The organism is Kitasatospora sp. NPDC056327, assembly GCF_042261735.1.
In the GTDB taxonomy this organism is placed as follows: Bacteria; Actinomycetota; Actinomycetes; order Streptomycetales; family Streptomycetaceae; genus Kitasatospora.
In genome coordinates, this window is sequence record NZ_JBHJRC010000038.1 from 19,754 (window position 1) to 39,147 (window position 19,394).

General features: G+C 73.1%; 17 protein-coding genes. 7 read left to right on the top strand and 10 right to left on the bottom strand.

The window, feature by feature from the left end; all coding sequences use genetic code 11:
• Positions 1-101: 101 nt before the first annotated feature.
• The 4 genes from ACFCX4_RS08485 to glgX form a co-directional block, all read right to left on the bottom strand.
• Positions 102-854, bottom strand: coding sequence for a class I SAM-dependent methyltransferase (locus ACFCX4_RS08485; protein ID WP_376139866.1), 753 nt, complete (start codon positions 852-854; stop codon positions 102-104).
• A gap of 161 nt (positions 855-1,015) precedes the next feature.
• On the bottom strand, positions 1,016-2,875 hold the full coding sequence (locus tag ACFCX4_RS08490) for an ABC transporter ATP-binding protein (RefSeq protein WP_376139867.1): 1,860 nt from the start codon (positions 2,873-2,875) through the stop codon (positions 1,016-1,018).
• The gene (locus ACFCX4_RS08495; RefSeq protein ID WP_376139868.1) at positions 2,872-4,812 is read right to left on the bottom strand and encodes an ABC transporter ATP-binding protein; all 1,941 of its coding nucleotides are present in this window, start codon (positions 4,810-4,812) and stop codon (positions 2,872-2,874) included. Before ACFCX4_RS08495 ends, ACFCX4_RS08490 begins: the two co-directional genes overlap by 4 nt.
• 218 nt (positions 4,813-5,030) lie before the next feature.
• On the bottom strand, positions 5,031-7,436 hold the full coding sequence (gene glgX / locus ACFCX4_RS08500) for a glycogen debranching protein GlgX (RefSeq protein WP_376139869.1): 2,406 nt from the start codon (positions 7,434-7,436) through the stop codon (positions 5,031-5,033).
• 814 nt (positions 7,437-8,250) lie between these two features.
• Between glgX and ACFCX4_RS08505 the strand changes: the two genes are divergently transcribed.
• The 4 genes from ACFCX4_RS08505 to ACFCX4_RS08520 all read left to right on the top strand — a co-directional run bounded on the left by ACFCX4_RS08505 (position 8,251) and on the right by ACFCX4_RS08520 (position 13,466).
• Entirely contained in the window at positions 8,251-9,687 is a 1,437-nt protein-coding gene (locus ACFCX4_RS08505; RefSeq protein WP_376139870.1) for an Ig-like domain-containing protein, read from the top strand.
• Between the two features lie 176 nt (positions 9,688-9,863).
• Complete coding sequence (locus ACFCX4_RS08510; protein ID WP_376139871.1) at positions 9,864-11,153, top strand: Ig-like domain-containing protein; 1,290 nt, start codon at positions 9,864-9,866, stop codon at positions 11,151-11,153.
• Between the two features lie 236 nt (positions 11,154-11,389).
• Positions 11,390-12,661 (top strand): Ig-like domain-containing protein, encoded by a 1,272-nt coding sequence (locus ACFCX4_RS08515; protein ID WP_376139872.1) that lies wholly within the window; start codon positions 11,390-11,392, stop codon positions 12,659-12,661.
• A gap of 307 nt (positions 12,662-12,968) precedes the next feature.
• Positions 12,969-13,466 carry an ATP-binding protein gene (locus ACFCX4_RS08520; protein WP_376139873.1) on the top strand — a complete coding sequence of 166 codons (498 nt, stop codon included), beginning with the start codon at positions 12,969-12,971 and terminating at the stop codon, positions 13,464-13,466.
• A gap of 398 nt (positions 13,467-13,864) precedes the next feature.
• Here the strand turns inward: ACFCX4_RS08520 and ACFCX4_RS08525 are convergent, their stop codons facing one another.
• The 3 genes from ACFCX4_RS08525 to ACFCX4_RS08535 form a co-directional block, all read right to left on the bottom strand.
• Positions 13,865-14,821, bottom strand: a complete 957-nt coding sequence (locus ACFCX4_RS08525; RefSeq protein ID WP_376139874.1) for a hypothetical protein — start codon at positions 14,819-14,821, stop codon at positions 13,865-13,867.
• Positions 14,822-15,015: 194 nt separating this feature from the next.
• The gene (locus ACFCX4_RS08530) at positions 15,016-15,216 is read right to left on the bottom strand and encodes a DUF397 domain-containing protein (RefSeq protein WP_376139875.1); all 201 of its coding nucleotides are present in this window, start codon (positions 15,214-15,216) and stop codon (positions 15,016-15,018) included.
• Complete coding sequence (locus tag ACFCX4_RS08535; RefSeq protein ID WP_376139876.1) at positions 15,213-16,025, bottom strand: helix-turn-helix domain-containing protein; 813 nt, start codon at positions 16,023-16,025, stop codon at positions 15,213-15,215. The genes ACFCX4_RS08530 and ACFCX4_RS08535 overlap by 4 nt, the downstream gene beginning before the upstream one ends.
• 158 nt (positions 16,026-16,183) lie before the next feature.
• On the opposite strand from ACFCX4_RS08535, the gene ACFCX4_RS08540 reads away from it, so the two are divergent.
• A complete protein-coding gene (locus ACFCX4_RS08540; RefSeq protein WP_376139877.1) occupies positions 16,184-16,573 on the top strand; it encodes an ATP-binding protein in 390 nt (129 codons plus the stop codon).
• 119 nt (positions 16,574-16,692) lie between these two features.
• A complete protein-coding gene (locus ACFCX4_RS08545) occupies positions 16,693-17,070 on the top strand; it encodes a nuclear transport factor 2 family protein (protein WP_376139878.1) in 378 nt (125 codons plus the stop codon).
• Between the two features lie 88 nt (positions 17,071-17,158).
• Here ACFCX4_RS08545 and ACFCX4_RS08550 read toward each other — a convergent pair whose 3' ends face one another.
• On the bottom strand, positions 17,159-17,734 hold the full coding sequence (locus ACFCX4_RS08550) for a DUF4240 domain-containing protein (protein WP_376139879.1): 576 nt from the start codon (positions 17,732-17,734) through the stop codon (positions 17,159-17,161).
• Positions 17,735-17,781: 47 nt separating this feature from the next.
• On the bottom strand, positions 17,782-18,153 hold the full coding sequence (locus tag ACFCX4_RS08555; protein WP_376139880.1) for a VOC family protein: 372 nt from the start codon (positions 18,151-18,153) through the stop codon (positions 17,782-17,784).
• A 92-nt stretch (positions 18,154-18,245) separates the two neighbouring features.
• Between ACFCX4_RS08555 and ACFCX4_RS08560 the strand changes: the two genes are divergently transcribed.
• Positions 18,246-18,515: an ArsR/SmtB family transcription factor gene (locus ACFCX4_RS08560; RefSeq protein WP_376139881.1), complete on the top strand. Its 270-nt coding sequence runs from the start codon at positions 18,246-18,248 to the stop codon at positions 18,513-18,515.
• Between the two features lie 86 nt (positions 18,516-18,601).
• Here the strand turns inward: ACFCX4_RS08560 and ACFCX4_RS08565 are convergent, their stop codons facing one another.
• The gene (locus ACFCX4_RS08565; RefSeq protein WP_376139882.1) at positions 18,602-19,180 is read right to left on the bottom strand and encodes a CAP family protein; all 579 of its coding nucleotides are present in this window, start codon (positions 19,178-19,180) and stop codon (positions 18,602-18,604) included.
• Positions 19,181-19,394 lie beyond the last annotated feature (214 nt).

The window sequence follows — 19,394 nt, forward strand, 5'->3', positions numbered from 1 at the left end:
GGGGGAGGGGGTGCCGGTCCGGCCGGCACCCCCTCCGTCGCGCGCGGGCCCGCCCGCCGGTCCGCGGGCCGGCGGGCAGGTGCGGGCACGTGCACCGGCCGCTACCGGACGGCGGCCACCAGGGCGTCGGCGACCGAGCGCCAGGCCACCCCGGCCTCGGCGAAACCGGCCGCCACCAGCTGCTCGGTGTGCCAGCCGACCGGGTGGGACTCGCCGTCGGCGTGCGAGCCGTAGATCGCGTGGCGGGCGGCGACCTGGTCGGCGAGCAGCGGGTCGGCCGCGGCGGCGGCCCACCAGGCCTCCCAGTCGAGGACGCCCCCGGCCTTCTCCTGCTCCTGCCGTCCGTGCCGCAGGGCGCGTTCGGCGGCGTTGAGCAGCGGGACCGTCGGCTCGGGCATGTGGTCGGCGTTGAGGAAGACCCCGCCGGGGCGGACCAGTCCGGCCAGGTCGCCGAAGAGCCGGATCAGGTCGGCGCCGGGCAGCCAGTGCAGCGCGGTCGCGGTCACCACCGCGTCGAACGGGCCGGCCGGGAGGGCGCGGGCCCACTGCGGGTCCTTGAGGTCGGCGGTCACCAGGGTGAACCGCTCGTCCTCGCCGAGCACGCCGCGGGCGATGGTCATGAGCGCCGGGTCCTGGTCCACGCCGACGCTGGTCGCGCCGGGGAGCCGGGCGAACAGGCGCTCGGTGATGCTGCCGGTGCCGCAGGCGAGGTCGAGGACCCGCGGGGCGGGGCCGGCGACGGCCTCGACCAGGTCGATCATCACCCGGAACCGCTCCTCGCGGTCGGGCAGGTACCACTGCTGCTGGCGGTCCCAGCTGCGCTGCCACTGCTCCCAGTGCTGACGGTCGACCATGGTCGTCCCCCTTGTCTCGGGTGGGCCGGTGTGGTCCGTCCCGGAACGACCTTAGGCCCTTTCGGTAATGGACGAAAGGGCCTTGGGTCTCTTACGGGGCTCCCGGTGGATGCTCCGGGGCGTCCGGGGGAGGGGGTGCCCGCCGCGGCGGGGCGGCGGGCTCAGACCAGACTGTCCCGCCAGGCCCGGTGCAGCGAGGCGAAGCGGCCCGCGCCGTCGATCAGCTCGCGCGGCGTGCCGTCCTCGACGATCCGGCCCTGGTCCATCACCAGCACCCGGTCCGCGATCTCCACGGTGGAGAGGCGGTGGGCGATGATCACGGCCGTCCGGCCGGCCAGGACCGTTCGCATCGCCCGCTGCACCGCCTGCTCGCCCGGCACGTCCAGCGAACTGGTGGCCTCGTCCAGGATCAGCACCGCCGGGTCGGCGAGCAGCGCCCGGGCGAAGGCGACCAGCTGGCGCTGACCGGCCGAGATCCGCCCGCCGCGCTTGCGCACGTCGGTGTCGTAGCCGTCCGGGAGCTCGGCGATGAAGGCGTGCGCGCCGATCGCCCGGGCGGCCTCCTCGACCTCGGCCCGGGTGGCGCCCGGCCGGCCGATCGCGATGTTCTCGGCGACGGTGCCGGAGAACAGGAAGGACTCCTGGGTCACCATCACCACCCCGCGCCGCAGCTCCCGGAGCGGGAGGTCGCGCAGGTCCACGCCGTCCAGGGTGATCCGGCCGTCGGTCGGGTCGTAGAAGCGGGCCAGCAGCTTGGCCACCGTCGACTTGCCGGCCCCGGTCGCGCCGACCACGGCGACGGTCCGTCCGGCCGGCAGCACCAGGTCGAACGGCGGCAGCACCTCCTTGCCGGTGCGGTACGCGAAGCGCGCCCGTTCGAAGCGCACCTCGCGGCCCTCGGCGGTGGCGGCGGGCAGCCGTCCTGGCGCGGCGGGCTCCGCGACGGTCGGCTCGTGGGCGAGCAGGCCGGCGATCTTCTCCAGGGCGGCGGCCGCCGACTGGTAGCTGTTCAGGAACATCGCCAGCTGGTCGATCGGGTCGAACAGACGTCGCAGGTAGAGCACGAAGGCGGTCAGCACGCCCAGTTCGAGGGTGCCGTCGGTGACCAGGTAAGCGCCGAACAGCAGCACCGCGGTGGTCCACACGTTGGCGGTCGAGCGGGAGAGGCCGACGTACCGGGCGATCTCCAGCAGGCCGTCCGCGGTGGCGGCGGCCGACTGGCGGTTCACCACGCCGAACGCGGCGTCGTTGGCCCGCTCGCGGCGGAACGCCTTCACCGGGCGGATCCCGTTCATGGTCTCGGTGAAGCGGACGATCAGCGAGGCCGCCGAGGTGCGCGAGCGCCGGTAGACCAGGCGCGAGCGGCGCCGGAACGACCGGGCGATCAGCCAGAGCGGCAGGAACGCGGCCAGCGAGGCCAGACCCAGCCGCCAGTCCAGCACCAGCAGGATGACCGAGATCGAACAGACCGACAGGAAGACCGTCAGCAGCTCCTGGAGGCCCTCGGAGAGCAGTTCGCGCAGCGCGTCCACGTCGCTGGTGGCGCGCGAGATGATCCGGCCCGAGGTATACCGCTCGTGGAAGTCCAGGCTGAGCCGCTGGGCGTGCCGGAAGATCCTGCCGCGCAGGTCCAGCAGGATGTCCTGGTTGACCCGGGCGCTGATCCTGATGAACGCCCACTGGAGCAGCGTGCCGAGCACCGCGCAGCCGAGGTAGGCCACGACCACCGCGATCAGCGGGCCGGCGTCGTTCCCGCGCAGCGCCGGGATGCCGCGGTCCATCGCGAAGGCGACCAGCAGCGGACCGGCCTGCAGGGCCGCCTGCTGGAGCAGGATCACCGCCATGGCGACGCCGATCCGGCCCCGGTGCGGGCCGAGCAGCGAGCGCAGCAGGGTCCGGGGCGCGCCGGGCGGGACGGGTATGTCCTCCTCGTCGCCCGGCGGGGGCGGCAGCTCCTCCTCGGCCGGGCCGGACGGTTTCTCCCGGTCCTTCGTCCTGGTGGGTTCGGCGGTGGTGGTCATCGGGCGGTGCTCCCCTCGGGGACGAGGGCGGCCTCGCCCGACATCAGTGCGCGGTACCGCGCCGAGCTGCGCAACAGCTCCTGGTGGGTGCCGACCGCCTCGATCCGGCCGTCGGCGAGGACGGCGACCCGGTCGGCGAGCAGCACGGTGCTGGGGCGGTGGGCGACCACCAGGGCGGTGGTGGAGGCGAGGACCTGGCGCAGCGCCCGTTCGACCAGTGCCTCGGTGTGCACGTCCAGCGCGGAGAGCGGGTCGTCGAGGACCAGGAACGCCGGGTCGCCGACGACCGCGCGGGCCAGGGCGAGCCGCTGGCGCTGGCCGCCGGAGAGGCTCAGGCCCTGCTCGCCGACCTCGGTGGCGACGCCCCCGGGCAGCTTCTCGACGAAGCCGGCCTGGGCGGTGGCGAGGGCGGAGTGCAGCCGGTCGTCGTCCGCGCCCGGGGCGCCCATCAGCACGTTCTCCCGGACGGTGGCGGAGAACAGGGTGGGCTCCTCGAAGGCGATCGCGACCAGCTCGCGCAGCCTGGCGCGGTCCAGGTCGCGGACGTCGCGGCCGTCGAGGGTGATGCTGCCGCCGGTCGCGTCGTAGAGGCGGGGGAGCAGGGCGGTGAGGGTGGTCTTGCCGCTGCCGGTGGCACCGACCAGGGCCATCGTCTCGCCGCTGCGGATGTGCAGGTCGATGCCGCGGAGCAGGTCGGGGGTGTCGGCCGGGGCGTCCGGGTAGCGGAAGCGGACGCCGGTGAGCCGGATGCCGTCGGGCGAGGTGCCCGCGGCCGCCGGCGTGATGGGTGCCGTCGGCTCGGTGGTGGCGGTGGTGGTGGTTGCGGTGGGGGTGATGGAGGTGGTGGCGGTGCTCGGGTCGGCCGATTCGGCGGTCTCGGCGTCGGGCTCGTCCATCACCTCGAAGAAGCGGTCGGTGGCGGTGGCCGCCTCGTTCGCGTAGGCGATCAGCCAGCCGAGCGACTCGACCGGCCAGCGCAGCGCGAGCGCCGTGGAGAGGAAGGCGACCAGGGTGCCGGCGCTCAGCTCGTCGTGCGCGACCAGGTAGGCGCCGACCGCGAGGGCGCAGCCGAGGGCCAGCTCGGGCAGGCCGATGATGACCGCCCAGAGGTTGGCGAGCAGGCCCGCCTTCCGCAGTTCGGTGCGGCGCAGGTCGCGGGCGTGCCCGCGGAACCGTTCCGCCATCGAGCGGTGGCGGCCGAAGGCCTTGAGGATCCGGATGCCGAGGACCGACTCCTCCACGACGGTCGCGAGGTCGCCGTTCTGGTCCTGGGCCAGCCGGGCGGCGCCGGAGTAGCCGGACTCGAAGCGGCGGGTGAGCACGAACAGCGGGACGGTCGGCCCGAGCACGATCAGCGCCAGCCGCCAGTCCTGGGTGAACATCAGCGCCGTCCCGGCCAGGAAGGTCACCGTGTTGACGATGAGGAAGACCAGCGGGAAGGCCAGGAACAGCCGCATGACGTACATGTCGGCGGTCGCGCGGGAGAGCAGCTGGCCGGAGCCCCAGCGGTCGTGGAAGGAGACCGGCAGGCGCTGCAGCTTGGCGAAGAGGTCGCCGCGCATCGCCGTCTCGACACCGGCCAGCGGTCTGGCCAGCACCACCCGGCGGGTGTAGAAGAGGGCGGCCTCGACGAGGCCCAGCAGGAAGAGCAGGGCCGCCAGGGGCCAGAGGCCGTCGAGGTCGTGCTCGGCGATCGGGCCGTCGACGATCCGGCCGAGGACGGTCGGTACGAGCAGGGTGCTGAGTGCGGCGAGCAGTGCGGCCGTCACCGAGACGGCCAGGCGCACGCGGACCGGGCGGACGTACGGCCACAGGCGCAGCAGCGAACGCGCCGTCGACCGGCGGGGCGCGGGTGGCGCGGTGCCGGGTACGGCGGCGGAGTCGGGGCCGGCGGTGGTGGTGCCGGGGACGGTGTCGGGGGCTTGGTTCTCGGCCATCGCGGTGAGGGTAGGCCGGGGACCCGTCATTTCTCATCCGGTTTTTCGGACCTGTCGTCGATTACCGGCCAGGTGACGGCCGGTTCGGCGGTGGCCCGGGGGCGGTGCGGTGGCCCGGGGGCGGTGCGGGGGTCTGCGGGGGTGCGGGGCGGCCCGGGGTGGGGGAGGTCCGGGGCGGCGCGCGGTGTGCGGGGCGGCCCGGGCGGGGAGCGGCCCGGTCAGGCGGGCACCCGTAGCAGTTGCAGCGAGCGCCCGGCGAGCAGCACCGTGTGGTGCGGCGGGTGCTGCCCGCCGTCGCCCGCGCCCGCGTCGGCAGCGTCGGCGTCGTCGGCGGCGGTGTCGTCCTCGGCGGAGGTGTCGACGACCGTCTCGTAGCGGGCGCCCCCGGCCGTCCAGGGGGTGCCGGGCAGGGTGAAGGGCAGCGGCTGCGGACCGGCGTTGAGCAGCAGCAGGAAGCTGTCGTCGAGCAGCGGGCGGCCGCACGCGTCCCGTTCCGACATCGCGGTGCCGGAGAGCAGCATGCCGAGCGCGGCGGTCGGCGCGAACCAGTCGGCCTCGGTCATCTCGCGGCCGTCCGGGGTGAACCAGGCCAGGTCGGGGCCGCCGCCCGGGGTTGTGGCCCGGCCGGAGAAGAACGCCCGCCGCCGGAGCACCGGGTGGTGGCGGCGGAGCCGGACGAGCCGGGCGGTGAACGCGGACAGGCCGCGCCAGGCCGGGTCGTCGAGCAGCGACCAGTCCAGCCAGCTGACCTCGTTGTCCTGGCAGTAGGCGTTGTTGTTGCCGCCCTGGGTGCGGCCGAACTCGTCCCCGGCGGTGATCATCGGGACGCCCGTGGAGAGCAGCAGGGTGGCGGTGAGGTTGCGCAGCTGGCGCCGGCGCAGGGCGGTGACGGCGGGGTCGTCGGTCTCGCCCTCGGCGCCGTGGTTCCAGGAGCGGTTGTCGTCGGTGCCGTCCCGGTTGGCCTCGCCGTTGGCCTCGTTGTGCTTGCGGTCGTGGGAGACGAGGTCGCGCAGGGTGAAGCCGTCGTGCGCGGTCACGAAGTTGACGGACGCGTACGGGCGGCGCCCGGCGTGCTGGAAGAGGTCGGAGGAGCCGGAGAGGCGGTAGCCGAGCTCCCGGACGTCGGGGCTGGCGCCGCGCCAGAAGTCGCGCACGGTGTCGCGGTAGTGGTCGTTCCACTCGGCCCAGGGTGGCGGGAACCCGCCCACCTGGTAGCCGCCCGGGCCGACGTCCCAGGGCTCGGCGATCAGCTTCACCCGGCTGAGCAGCGGGTCCTGGGCGATGGCGGTGAGCAGCGGGTGGTCCATGGTGACGGCGTCGCCGCCGTGGTCGCCGCCGCCGGTGCCGCCGCCGCGGGCGAGGGCGGCGGCGAGGTCGAAGCGGAAGCCGTCCACGCCCATCTCGCGCACCCAGTACCGCAGCGAGTCGGTGATCAGCCGGATGACCTGCGGGCGGCGGGTGTCCAGGGTGTTGCCGCAGCCGGTGTAGTCGGCGTAGCCGCGCGGGCGGTGCGGCGGCAGCCGGTAGTGGCCGGCGTTGTCGATGCCTCGCAGGGACAGCGAGGGGCCCAGCTCGGCGCCCTCGGCGGTGTGGTTGTAGACGACGTCGAGGATCACCTCGATGCCGGCGGCGTGCAGTGCGCGGACCATCCGCCTGAACTCGTCGACCTGGCCGCCGCGCGAGCCGGACGAGGAGTAGCCGGCGTGCGGGGCGAAGTAGCCGACGGTGTTGTAGCCCCAGTAGTTGACCAGGCCGCGGGACTGGAGGTGGTCCTCGCTGACGTGCTGGTGGACGGGGAGGAGTTCGACCGCGGTGACGCCCAGTGCGGTGAGGTGCGCGACGGCGGCGGGGTGGGCCAGCCCGGCGTAGGTGCCGCGCAGGGCGGGCGGGACGTCGGGGTGGCGGAGGGTGAAGCCGCGGACGTGCAGTTCGTAGAGGACGGTCTCGGACCAGGGCGTGCGGGGGCGGTGGTCGTCCGCCCGGCCGGCGTGCTCCGGTGCGCCGTCGCCGGTTCCGTCCTCGCCGCCGGTTCCGTGCTCGTCGCCGGTTCCGTGCTCGCCGCCGGTTCCGTGCTCGTCGCGGACGACGACGGAGCGGGGGACGTAGGGGGCGGAGTCGCGGTTGTCGCGGACGGTGTCGGCGACCTCGGCCTCGGGCCAGCCGCGGACGGCGGCGCAGGCGGCGTCGTGGGAGGTGTAGGTGCCGTCGATCGCGCGGGCGTAGGGGTCGAGCAGCAGTTTGGCCGGGTTCCAGCGGGCGCCGGTCCACGGGTCCCAGCGGCCGTGCACGCGGTAGCCGTAGCGGGTGCCGGGGAGGATGCCGGGGACGAAGCCGTGCCAGGTGTCGCCGTCCTGTTCGGTGAGGCGCAGCCGGGTCTCGTGGCCGTCCTCGTCGAAGAGACAGAGGTCGACGGCCTCCGCGCCGGCGGCCCGGAGCGCGAAGTTGGTGCCGGGGCGGCCGTCCGGACCGGGGTGGAAGCGGGCGCCGAGCGGCTGCCGGCTGCCCGGCCACGGCACCGCCCCGGCGGGGTGGCCGTCGGCGGGCCGGCCGTCGGAGAGGTGGCCGGTGGCGGCTCCGGTGGCGTGCGCACGCACGGCGGTTGCCGAATCCTGCCCTGACGCCATGGCGCTGCCCTCCCTGGCGGGGTGTCCCGGACCCCTTGCGGTGTCTCATTCCCTGATCGCGCCGGACGGAAGCGGCTGAACGCGGTCTTACCGGCAGATGGCGCCCGGGCGCGCCCCGGTCCCACCATCCGGCCGCCCCGTGCCCGCCGCACGAATATGCAGACCGGTCTACATAGGCGGGCGGGATCAGCTGCACAGGAAGTCGGACCGGCCGACTTCCTGTGCAGCTCCCCCCAGAAATATGCAGACCGGTCTACAGAGTGGGCCGCCCCGGAAATGGGGTGTGGCGCAGGAAGTCGGCGGGCCCGACTTCCCGCGCGTGGAGTGCGCGTGGAGTGCGCGTGGAATATGCAGACCGGTCTACAGATTCTTGGTCCGGCGAAGGGGAGGCCTGCACAGGAAGTCGGCCGGTCCGACTTCCTGTGCAGGAGTGCTGGCCGAGGGGAGGCCTGCACGGGAAGTCGGCTGGGCCGACTTCCCGTGCGGCAGGTGGGGAGGGTGGGGGCGCGGAGGGCAGGAAGGGGAGGGGAGGCCAAATATGCAGACCGGTCTACAGATTCTCGGTCCGGCGGAGGGGGAGTTCTGCGCAGGAAGTCGACCCCGCCGACTTCCTGCGCGGGAGCAGGGGACGGCGGGAGGGCGAGGGAGGTCAAATATGTGGACCGGTCTACATAAAAAATCCGGGGGTGGGATCGGTGCTGGGCCGTGGGGGTGGGGGTTTCGGCGTGTCGGCGTGTCCGGGCGGGGGCGGTCTCGTTGTGGGGGTATCGGACGGACACGGTGGGAGGCCCCGGAAATGCGGCCCCGAGGACGTATGTGGCTACGGCGGCTGGCGGCGTCGCTCTGCTGCCTGGCGGTACTGGCCGGGTGCTCCGGCACCGCGGGTACGGCGGGGATCTCGAACGACGGCGCGGCCCCGTCGGCCGGCCCGGAGGGGCCGCCGCCGCCGTCCAGGGCGTCGATCACCGCGCTCCCCGCCGACGACGCCCAGAACCTCCCGCCCGAGGGCCCGGTGCGGGTGAACGTCGCCCAGGGCCGGCTGGTCTCCGTCCGGCTCGCCGACACCCGGGGCGGCGAGGTCCCCGGCTCGCTCTCCGCGGACGGCACCGGCTGGACGCCGGACGGCCCGCTGCCGCTGGCCACCAGGTTCACCCTGGACGCGGTGGCCGAGGACGACCAGGGCCGGCGCGCCGTCCAGCACAGCGACTTCTCGACGATGGCCCCGGCGCACACCTTCGTCGCCTTCTTCACCCCCGAGGACGGCTCCACGGTCGGCGTCGGCATGCCGGTCTCACTCCGGTTCAGCCGCCCGATCACCGACCGGGCCGCGGTGGAGCGGGCGATCGCGGTGACCGCCGACCCGCCGGTGGAGATCGCCGCGCACTGGTTCGGCGGCCAGCGCCTGGACTTCCGCCCCCGGGCGTACTGGGCGCCGGGCACCAGGGTCTCGGTCGCGCTGCGGCTCAAGGACGTGCAGGGCGCGCCGGGCGAGTTCGGCACCCAGGCCAAGGACGTCCGGTTCACCGTCGGCCGGGCCCAGGTGTCCACCGTGGACCTGGACGCCCACACCCTCACCGTGCGGGCCGGCCAGGGCGGCAAGGTGCTGCGCACGCTCAAGGTGTCCGGAGGGGACGCCAGGCACACCACGTACCGGGGCGTGCTGGTGGTGTCCGAGAAGTACAAGGTCACCCGGATGAACTCGCAGACCGTCGGGATGGGCGACGAGTACGACATCAAGGACGTCCCGCACGCGATGCGGCTGACCAACTCCGGCACCTTCGTGCACGGCAACTACTGGGCCGGCGCGTCGGTGTTCGGCACCGCGAACACCAGCCACGGCTGCATCGGCCTGGCCGACGTCAAGGGCGGGACGAACGCCGAGACCCCGGCGGGCTGGCTGTTCGAGCACACGATCCCGGGGGACGTGCTGGAGGTGAAGGCCTCGACGGGGGACGTGGTGCCGCCGAGCAACGGTCTGAACGGCTGGAACCTCCCGTGGGCCCAGTGGGTGGCCGGGAGCGCCCTGCGCTCCTCCGCGAGCCCGTCCGACGCCCCGGGCGCCGGGCCGTCGGCGAACCCCGCCCCGAACCCCGTCCCGAACACCGCCCCCGGTCCCGCCCCGAGCGGTTCCCCGACCCCCGCCGCCTCCCCCGGCCCGGCGGCGGGACTGCCCGCGGGCCCGTCGGCGGGTACCTCCCCGGGCGCCGCCACGACCGCCTCCCCCGGGGCCGTTCCCGGAGCCACCCCCTGACGCCCGCGGGCGGATGATCTTCACCCCCGTTCACCGGCCACCTCCCCGGGGTTCACCCGATCGGCCCAGCTATCCTGCTTGCCGCGCCGGTGCCCGGTGCGAAAGATCGCCGCTCCGGTGCAACCCGTCCGGGCGACAGCGCGTCCATCTGGATGGACACCGGGAGGGGAGAGACCGTGAAGCCGGTAAGGGCGGCCGACGCCGCGATACACACCACCGTCACCAGCCGCCGTCTGCGTCGCAGTGCGGTGGCGTTGGCGATGGGTGGCGTACTGCTGCTCACCGCGGCGTGCAACAGCGGCGGGGACGACGACAAGAAGTCGGGCGGGGAGGCGGCCGCCACGGCGGGCGCCAACGGCGCCGGCGACGCGGGCAACGGCGGTTCGCCGGCCGCGGGCCAGACCTCGGCCGCGCCGAAGACCTCGGCCGCCGTGGTGACCGTGGAGCCGAAGGACGGGGCCCAGGACGTCGCCCCGGACGGCGCGCTCAAGGTCAACGTCGCCAACGGCAAGCTCACCGCGGTCGAGGTGACCGACAAGGAGGGCAAGCCGGTCGCGGGCGCCATCGCCGCGGACGGCAGCGGCTGGAAGCCCAGCGCCCCGCTGGCGGTCGGCATGGCGTACAAGGTGAACGCCCAGGCCGCCGACGCCGAGGGCCTGGTGGCCGCGTCCACCACCTCGTTCACCACGCTGACCCCCGAGAAGAAGGTCTCCACCAACGACAACATCGCCGACAACGCCACCTACGGCGTCGGCATGATCGTCTCGGTGGTCTTCAACAAGGAGATCAAGAACAAGGACGCCGTCCTGGCCGGCATCACCTTCGAGACCAACAACGGCACCACCGTGAAGGGCCACTGGTTCGGCTCGAAGCGCCTGGACTTCCGGCCCGAGAAGTACTGGGAGCCCGGCACCAAGGTCACCATCAAGTACCGGCTGAAGAACGTCGAGGTCGCCCCGGGCGTCTACGGCGACGTGGAGAAGAACGAGCCGTTCACCATCGGCCGCTCCCAGGTCTCCGTGGCCGACTCGGCGAGCCACCAGATGACGGTGACCAGGGACGGCGCCAGCCACACCGTGCCGGTCACCCTCGGTGACGAGAAGAACCCCTCCTGGAACGGCACCATGGTGGTGATGTCCAAGGAGAAGGTCACCCGGATGAACTCGCAGACCGTCGGTCTCGGCGGCGAGTACGACATCCCGGACGTCCCGCACGCGATGCGGCTGACCACCTCCGGCACCTTCGTGCACGGCAACTACTGGGCCAACCCGTTCGGCAAGAGCAACGCCAGCCACGGCTGCATCTCGATGCAGGACGAGAAGGGCGGCAGCGACAACTCGGTGGCCGGCAAGTTCTTCAACGACTCGATCATCGGCGACGTCGTGGTCGTGAAGAACTCCAAGGAGAAGACCGTCTCCCCCGACAACGGTCTGAGCGGCTGGAACATCGGCTGGGCCAACTGGTAGCAGGCCCGGCGCCGCGTCCCGCGGCCGCCCGGCACGGACGGAACCCACCGGCCCGGTCCCCGCACGCGGGGGCCGGGCCGGCCGTCGTGCCGGGCGTGATCGGCTCCCGGCCGGGCGCCCCGGGGACCCTCCCGGAGGCCCTCCCGAACGCCTTTCCGAAGGACTCCCCGAACGGCGCAACCTTTCCGGCGGGTGCTGCGTGTACTGGTCGTGCGAGTACGAGGGAGGAGTCGACCGTGAAGTCGATACGCAGGATGGCGGCCGCCGGTCTGGCCGGGGGAGCACTGGTACTGGTCACCGCCTGTGGCGGGGGCGGCGGGGCCGGGAACGCGGCCGGGGCCGGGCCGGCGGCGGGCGGGACCGCGGGGGCCCCGTCGGCGGCGGGCACGGCACCGGCGGCGTCCGGGACGGCCCCGGGCACGGCGGCGGGCGCGCCCGCCACGAGCGCCGCGCCGAAGGTCTCGCAGGCCGTGGTGGACATACAGCCGAAGGCCGGCGCGGTGGACGTCGCCCCGGACGGCACGCTCAAGGTGGCCGTCTCCGGGGGCCGGCTCACCAGCGTCAAGGTGAACGACCGGGTGGGCAAGGAGGTGGCCGGCACGATCGCCGCCGACGGGGCGAGCTGGGTCCCGGCCGGCCCGCTGGCGGTCGGCACGGCCTACCAGGTGAGCGCGCTGGCGGCGGACGCCGGCGGGGTGGTCGCCTCGGCCGAGAGCAGCTTCACCACGCTGACGCCGGAGCGGGAGGCGAAGGCCTCCGACAACGTCGACAACGGCGCCACCTACGGCGTCGGCATGATCGTCTCGGTCAACTTCGACAAGGACGTGAAGAACAAGGAGGCGGTGGCGAAGGGCATCACCTTCAAGACCAGCGACGGCACGGTGGTCAGGGGCCACTGGTTCGGGAACCGCCGGCTGGACTTCCGCCCCGAGAAGCACTGGAACCCGGGGACGCAGGTCACCGTCCAGTACCGGCTGAAGAGCGTGGAGCTCTCGCCGGGCGTGTACGGGGGAGTGGACCGGGACGAGCCCTTCACTATCGGGCGATCCCAGATCTCGACGGTTGACGCGAAGACGCACCGGATGACGGTGGTCAAGGACGGCGTCAGCTCGGTCGTGGACATCACCTCCGGCTCGTCCGAGTTCCCGACCTGGAACGGCACCATGGTCGTGATGTCCAAGGAGGGCGTGGTGCGGATGCAGTCCAGCACCCTGCCCGGCATGACCGGCAAGCCGTACGACCTCCAGGCCCCGCACTCCATGCGGCTGACCACCTCCGGCACCTACGTGCACGGCAACTACTGGAGCAACGCCTTCGGCAAGGAGAACGTCAGCCACGGCTGCGTGGGCCTGAAGGACGTCGAGGGCGGCGCCGCGGGCACCTCGGCGGGCAGGTTCTACGACGACTCGCTCATCGGGGACATCGTCGCGGTGCAGAACTCCTCGCGCGGGCAGGTCGCGCCGGACAACGGGCTCAGCGGCTGGAACCTCGACTGGAGCGCCTGGTAGGAGGCGCCGGGCGTCCGGCCCCGCGCGGACCCGGGCGCCCACCGCGGACACCACCGCGGACACCACTGCGGACGCCTCCCCGAACGCCTCTCCGGAAGCCCTTCCCGAGGCCGGTCCGGGCGGCTGTCCGGACACCGGTCCGGACGAACGGGGGTTCGGCGAACGCGGGTTCGGGTTGCTTGCGGCATATGCCGAAAGAGTGGTGATCGTTTGCTCATTGTCCGTACGCGGCCGCTTGCGTTCCGCAATGATGGGTCGCATGGCGGGTTGGGGCGAAACAGATCAGTCATCAGTTCCGGGATCCAGCTTGGTAGCTGACGCGTCGTGGACCCCGTTCCAGGATGCCCTGGCGGCCCTGGAACGGCTCAGCTCGGGCGAGCTGGAGCAGATGTACGTCGGCAGACTGTGCGACCGGACGGCACCCGGCGAGGTGCGGTTGCCGTCCCGGCCGGAGAGCTGCCCGGTGGCGCGCCGGCTGGTGCTCGCGGTTCTGGAGACCTGGGAACTGCACCAGCACCTGGAGGTCGGGGAGTTACTCACCAGCGAGCTCGTCGCCAACGCGGTGCGGCACGCGGCCGGGCGGACGGTCGGACTCCAGGTGACGCGCAAGCCGGGCTGGGTCCGGGTGGAGGTGCGGGACTCCTCGCGGGCCCTGCCGTGTCTGATCCTGGCGGAGCCGCTGCCGGTCACCGAGCGCGGCCGCGGGTTGCAGGTGGTCGACGATCTGGCGGACCGCTGGGGTGCGGACCTGCTGCCGCGCGGCAAGGGCGTCTGGTTCGAGCTGAAGGTCCGCGAGCGGGTCTGAGCGCCGCCGGGAGCCCGGGTGACCGGCGCTCCCGGCGTTTTCGCCGTCCCCGGGCGAGGGGACACGCCCGGGAGTGCGCCGCCGGAAAAACGTCCGGGAGGGCGGGTCCGGAAAACACGCGGGGCCCCCGGTGCGCCGTGGTCCGGCTGCTGGGGGCCCCTGCAGGTCATCGCGCCGGCCAAGGGGGTGCGTGCCGCGCGATGGGCGTCGGCCGTGCCAGGTCGGGCGGGCCGAGGTCATCGTCGCCCAGGGGCGCGCGCCAGCTGCCGGCGTCCGCCCTTGGACACTTCGACTATCGCACGGATCTCAGCATGTGGGCAAACCAGATGGCTTCGATTTCAAGGTTTGTAACTTAGTTCACCTTGGGAATTTGCATAGGTTCACGTCGTCGCCTGAGATTATTCACGATCGGGACTATTGGGGCCTGCGCACAGGGCCGCTCTGGCGAGAGTCGCGTGCCGGTGGACGGCCATCGGGGCCAGCCGTGCGGGCGGCGGCGGGGAGATCGACCGGCCGCCCGCTCGGCAGGCCCGGCAGAGGCCGCCGAGCAGGGCCGGCGGGCGTGCCGGGACGCGGCAGTCGGTGCACTCGGCGAGGCGGGTCACCGGCGGGACGGCGGGCGGCTGTCCCGGCTGCCCCGGTCGGCCGGGTCGGTCCGACCGTCCCGGGCGGACCGGCGGGAGTCTGTCGAGCAGCCGCCTGCGGGTGAATCCGGCCGGGCTGTGGATCTCCGGCGGCAGACCGCCGGTCATCGCCGACCGGAAGAGCTCCCCGTCGGCACCCCTGGCCAGCCACTCGGCGGCCAGCGGTTCGAGGGCCGCGCAGTCGGCGGCGGAGAGGGCCAGGCGGCGGTCGGCGACCCCGAGGTCGGCCAGCGCGCGGTAGGCGGGGGTCTCTTCCGGAGGAGGGGGCTGGACGTCGGTTGACTCCTCCCGCGGACGCGCGGCGGGCGGCGCGTCCGGCGGAGCCTCGCCGGTGGCGATGAAGTGGTTCCACCAGGCGTCGCCGCGCGGAGTGCGGGAGAAGTACGTCCGGAACACCCACTGGCTGCGGTCGGCGCCGACCCGCTCGCGCACCCGGCGCAGGTGGCCGGCCGCGGAGAGGTTGTTGAGCGCCGTGCGGACGGCCTGCTGCCCGTAGAGCGGGTTGAACGCGGCGAGGGACTTCACGTCCATCGCGGCCCCCTCGGGGAAGCGGTCGATCAGGTTGGCGAGGAACGCCTCGCGAACGGGCAGGTGTGCGAAGTCACGTGCCGCTCGCGCGAGTTCGCCGGGGGCGCAGCGCTTTCCGTAGCCCGGCGGGGCGAGTTCCGGGCCGGGAGGGAGGGTGATGGCGCTAAGGTCGTGGATAGCCACAGGATCGACTTCTCTCGATCGTGAGGGTCAGGCCCCCGTTCGGTGTTCCAGCACCGGCGGGGGTTGTTTCGTCTGAGCCGCACGCTACATGGTCACGACGCGCCGTGGCGAGCGGTGACGATAAGTCATATCTGCTGGCTGGAAGACCACTTGGGTGGGAGGGTGGGGGTGTTTCCCACCCATTCCCACAGGGGTCACTCGCCTTCCGACGCCTGAGCTTCGGAGGCGAAGGCGACGAAGTCCGCCCAGGCGGAGGGGGAGAAGGAGAGCCGGGGGCCGGCCTTGTCCTTGGAGTCGCGGACGAGGACGGAGGAAGCGGAGGCGGCCACTTCGACGCACTCCCCGCCGTCACTGGTGCTGTAGCTGGACTTGAACCACTCGGGGTCGCTGTTCATAGCTCCTCCGCCATCTTCCCGATGAACGTCTCGGACTCCTCAATGCTGAGGGCCTGCATGCGGATCATGCCATGGCGTTGTGCAAGGACGTTCACTCGTTCGGCGTCGGCGTAGAGGACGCCCGTGTTCTGGCCTTCGACGTAGGCGAGCTGCTGGTGATCGGGTGTCTCCAGGAGGATCACGGGGCCGTCGAGGGCGTTGGAAGCGGTGCGATTCAGCGGCAGTACCTGGATGGAGACGTTGCGCAGTCTGCCGACGTCGAGGATCTGGGTGAGCTGGCGCTTCATGACGTCTCTGTCACCCACGATCGTTCGCAGCGCGGCCTCATGGATGACGAAGCCGTGGAACACCGTCGGGGTCCGTCTCAGCCGGTCCTGCCTCTGGAGTCGCCCGGAGACACGTGCCTCGACGGCTTCGTCGTCGAGCGGGGGGTACGAGTTGCTGATGGTTTCCCGGGCGTACTCCTCGGTCTGCAGCAATCCCGGAACGAGCAACGTCGAGTAGGCGTGAAATGCGATGGCCTCACTCTCGGCCTGCGTGTATCCGCGTGAGTAGGACGAGAACTTTTCGGAGATCAGGTAGTCCTTCGCCCCCAGCAGCAAGCCCCGCGCGTCGCACAGCTCGTCCGCCGTCTCCAGCAGCTTCAGCGACGGCTTCCGCCGCCCCGCCTCCATCGACCGCACGCTCTCGATGTCGTAGTTGGCCGCGCGGCTCAACTCCTCCCTCGTCACACCCGCGTGCGCGCGCCACCGCTTGATCTGGTCGCCGCAGTACTTCCAAGCCATCGGCGGCTGCGCGGGCGCGCCCATCCCGGACCCCCTCGTGTGCGGTCGGACGGCGAGTCACCTCACCGGTGTACCTCAGGTGCAACTCCCGAGGCTATGCCCCCACCCCGTTACCTGGAACGTGAAATGGCCGAACTCCGCTCCCCCGAGTGACGCCCCCCTCCTCCCCGCCAAGGACCCCCATGGTCGAGTGGACGTTCCCCCGTCACCCCCGCAGCGTCGGCCGCGCCCGTGTCGAACTACTCCGGCAGGCCTACGAGTGGAGCCTCCCGGACGAGACCGCCGAGACCGCCCTGCTCCTCCTCAGCGAACTCGCCACCAACGCCTGCCGGCACACCGACGCCCCGCGCGACCGCCACATCCTCGTCACCTGCGCCGTCCTCGACGACGCCACCCTCCGCGTCGAGGTCTCCGACGCCGACCCCCGCCTGCCCGACCCCCGCGACGCCGGCCCCGACGACGAGTCCGGCCGCGGCCTCGCCCTCGTCGCCGCCCTCGCCACCACCTGGGGCGCACACCCCCGGGGCCCGGGCTTCGTCGGCAAGACGGTCTGGTTCGAACTGAAGGCCTGACGGAAGCCCGACGGGGACCTCCGAGACGCACGTGAAGCGACTGACGGCGAACGGGTTCCGGGGCTTCGACGGGCGCGGGCGGTGGACCTCGAACGGGCAACGGCTGGTATGACTGGGGCATGCAGGAAGAGACGGCACGCTCCGCGATCGACACGTTCATCTCCGCGTTCAACGCCTCGGACGACAGCTATGTGACCGCCCTGCTCTCCCGGGCCCTCACCTCGGACGTGGTCTTCTGGGGGCCGCTGGGTCGCAGCGAGGGAATCGCGGCGGTCGAGCGGTTCGTGCTGGACATCCGGCGCCACCCGGCGGGGACCGGCACGATGGCGCGCTGCTCGGAGGTGGACATGCCCGACGAGTGGGCCCGGTACCAATGGGCCTTCACCACACCGGACGGAGGCCCCCGCCTGGCGGGAACGGACGTCGTCCACCTCCGGCGGAACCTCATCGACCAGGTCATCGTCTTCGCGGGGGAGATCGAGCCGTTGGCCTCCTGAGTCGTCCTGCTGCCGCCGTCCTTCTCGCCGGGAACCGGGAGCAGGCGCCCGGACCGCTGCGCGACCCGGTGCTCCGGGAGTCCTCCGTCTAGAGGAACAGCGCCGCCAGGCGGGGGAGGCGGCGGTGCATCTCGGCGTCGTCGTCGAAGTCGAAGTCCTCGCCCATGTCGGGTTCCTCCTGGAGGGTGTGCTGTCCGGCGTCGAACAGCCGGTGCCACTCGTCCTCGCCGTACGTGGCCGCGAACGCCATCGCCCCCGTGTAGTTGGTGTCCTCGTCGAACACCTCCTCCAGCTCCGCCGGATCCTCGCCGAGCGCCCAGGGGTGCCCGGCGAGGCTGTCGGGGGAAGCGAGGACGCGCTCGTACCAGTCGCGGCCGAGGGCGATCACGCCGGCGCGGAAGTCCATGAACGAGTCGTCGGAGCAGCCGCCGCCGACGAGGTACCCGGCGGCCCACACGTCCCACCGGTACAGCGCGCCGTGCAGGTGGTTGAACCGCAGTTCGAACGCGACGATCTCGTCCCGGGGCCGCCCGGTGAGCAGTTCGGTCAGCTGCTCGGCGAACGTGCGTGCCGCCGTGGTCCGGGCGCGGGCCTGCGCGACCAGCGCCCAGAACGCGTCGGGCGGCAGCGGCGGCGGGAGGGGCGAGGGGGTGTCCGTGGTCATGGCGACACCCTCGCAGACGGGTCCGACAGCGCTCTGCGGCCGTCGCCCTACGGCAGTCGCGCGATGGCCTCCTCGTGGTGCTCGACGTACTCGACGATCGCGCCGCCGGGGTGGCGGACGGTGACGTTGCGGCCGGTGGGGACGGTGTTGGGGCCGTCGAGGATCTCGCCCCCGTGCTCGGCGAGGAGGGCGAGGGCCTCGTCCAGGGAGGTGATGATCACGGTGGCGTGGGTGGCCCGGTAGGGGGCGAGGGCCTCCGGGGTGCCGGCGAGGAGCAGGTGGCCGCCGACCGCCGCGAGCTCCAGGCCGCGGTACGCGAAGCGCAGCGAGGGCTGTTCGCCGGTGAGGCCGACGAAGGCGGGCAGGGCGGTGTCGAGGTCGTCGACGTAGACGCGGGTGTAGGTGCGGACGACGGGCATGGCCGGACTCCTTGATCATTTCGACATTCCCGAAACGAGAAATCGAGCCGGATACTACGGGCCGTAGGAGAACCGGCGAAAGGGTGCACCCGATGGAGATGTCCGTGGTCCTGCACGCCCTGGGCGACCCGGTCCGGCTGGAGCTGGTCCGCCGGATGGCCGCCGACGGCGAGTGCGCGTGCAGCCCAGCGGGTCTGGACGTCGCGCGTTCCACGCTGACCAACCACTGGCGCATCCTGCGCGAGGCCGGCCTCACCGACACCCGGGCGGACGGCAAGGCCCGGATCATGTCCCTGCGCCGGAGCGAGACGGACGCGGCCTTCCCGGGTCTGCTGGCCGCCGTCCTCGGCGGCCGGCCCTGACCCGGGACCGGGCGGCGCCCCGGGCGCGGGCGCTCGCCAGGCGGGCCCGGCGTCCGGGGTGCCCGTGACTCAGGGACGCCCGTGACTCAGGGGCGCGGGGGGAGGACGTTCTCGGGGAACTGGGAGAGGACGTTGCCGGGCGGCCCGTAGGAGCAGATCACGTACGTCTCGTACCAGGCGGAGCCGCGGCCGTGGGACCGGGCGCAGCCGAGGCGGGTGGTGGACCTCCAGACGACCTGGGTGAACAGGCCGGTGCCGGGGGAGTAGCCGGGCCGGGTGAAGTCGTAGGCCCTGCCCTGGGCGTACCAGGTGTCGACGGCCTGCCGGCAGGTGGCCCTGGCGGGACCGTCGGAGCCGTGCCAGTACTGGTTCTCGCCGTAGCCGGGGTCGAGGCCGCCGTGGCCGGCGGAGAGGCCCTCGGAGGCCGAGACCACGGCGGCGCGGCTCCGGGCGTACTCCTGGGCGGCGGGGTCGGTGACCAGGGCCGGGGCGCCGTGGCGGGCGCGGTACTGGTTGTGGGCCTGGAGGCAGTCCTCGGTGAAGGCGGCGTCGGTGGCGTCCGGCAGCGGGGTGCGGGCCGCCGCCGGGGTGGTGCCGGACGCGGCCAGGGCGGCCGCCAGCAGCAGGGGGGTGAGGGTCCGGGCACCGATTCGGGTTCTGTTCATCCGCGCTTCCATGGGCTCGCGTTCGGGTGGTTCGTGCTCCACCGTGTCAGCGGCCGGGCTCGCGGGGGGCGACCCGCGCCCCCTTTCACTCACCCGAGCGAGCGTGCGGCGAGTCCCATGCGCCTCCTGAGTCCCACGCACCTCCCACGCACCGCCGCCTTCCCGGCGGCGGGCGGCTCCGGAGACGGCCGGGCCCCCGCCACGTGGTGGCGGG

What these genes read in the sequence shown, in the direction of transcription:
- ACFCX4_RS08545 (WP_376139878.1), top strand. Translation starts at nt 16,693, where the DNA reads ATGCAGGAAGAGACGGCACGCTCCGCGATCGACACGTTCATCTCCGCG.
- ACFCX4_RS08530 (WP_376139875.1), bottom strand. Translation starts at nt 15,216, where the DNA reads ATGAACAGCGACCCCGAGTGGTTCAAGTCCAGCTACAGCACCAGTGAC.
- ACFCX4_RS08540 (WP_376139877.1), top strand. Translation starts at nt 16,184, where the DNA reads ATGGTCGAGTGGACGTTCCCCCGTCACCCCCGCAGCGTCGGCCGCGCC.
- ACFCX4_RS08490 (WP_376139867.1), bottom strand. Translation starts at nt 2,875, where the DNA reads ATGACCACCACCGCCGAACCCACCAGGACGAAGGACCGGGAGAAACCG.
- ACFCX4_RS08550 (WP_376139879.1), bottom strand. Translation starts at nt 17,734, where the DNA reads ATGACCACGGACACCCCCTCGCCCCTCCCGCCGCCGCTGCCGCCCGAC.
- ACFCX4_RS08555 (WP_376139880.1), bottom strand. Translation starts at nt 18,153, where the DNA reads ATGCCCGTCGTCCGCACCTACACCCGCGTCTACGTCGACGACCTCGAC.
- ACFCX4_RS08565 (WP_376139882.1), bottom strand. Translation starts at nt 19,180, where the DNA reads ATGAACAGAACCCGAATCGGTGCCCGGACCCTCACCCCCCTGCTGCTG.
- glgX (WP_376139869.1), bottom strand. Translation starts at nt 7,436, where the DNA reads ATGGCGTCAGGGCAGGATTCGGCAACCGCCGTGCGTGCGCACGCCACC.
- ACFCX4_RS08505 (WP_376139870.1), top strand. Translation starts at nt 8,251, where the DNA reads ATGTGGCTACGGCGGCTGGCGGCGTCGCTCTGCTGCCTGGCGGTACTG.
- ACFCX4_RS08485 (WP_376139866.1), bottom strand. Translation starts at nt 854, where the DNA reads ATGGTCGACCGTCAGCACTGGGAGCAGTGGCAGCGCAGCTGGGACCGC.
- ACFCX4_RS08560 (WP_376139881.1), top strand. Translation starts at nt 18,246, where the DNA reads ATGGAGATGTCCGTGGTCCTGCACGCCCTGGGCGACCCGGTCCGGCTG.
- ACFCX4_RS08495 (WP_376139868.1), bottom strand. Translation starts at nt 4,812, where the DNA reads ATGGCCGAGAACCAAGCCCCCGACACCGTCCCCGGCACCACCACCGCC.
- ACFCX4_RS08535 (WP_376139876.1), bottom strand. Translation starts at nt 16,025, where the DNA reads ATGGGCGCGCCCGCGCAGCCGCCGATGGCTTGGAAGTACTGCGGCGAC.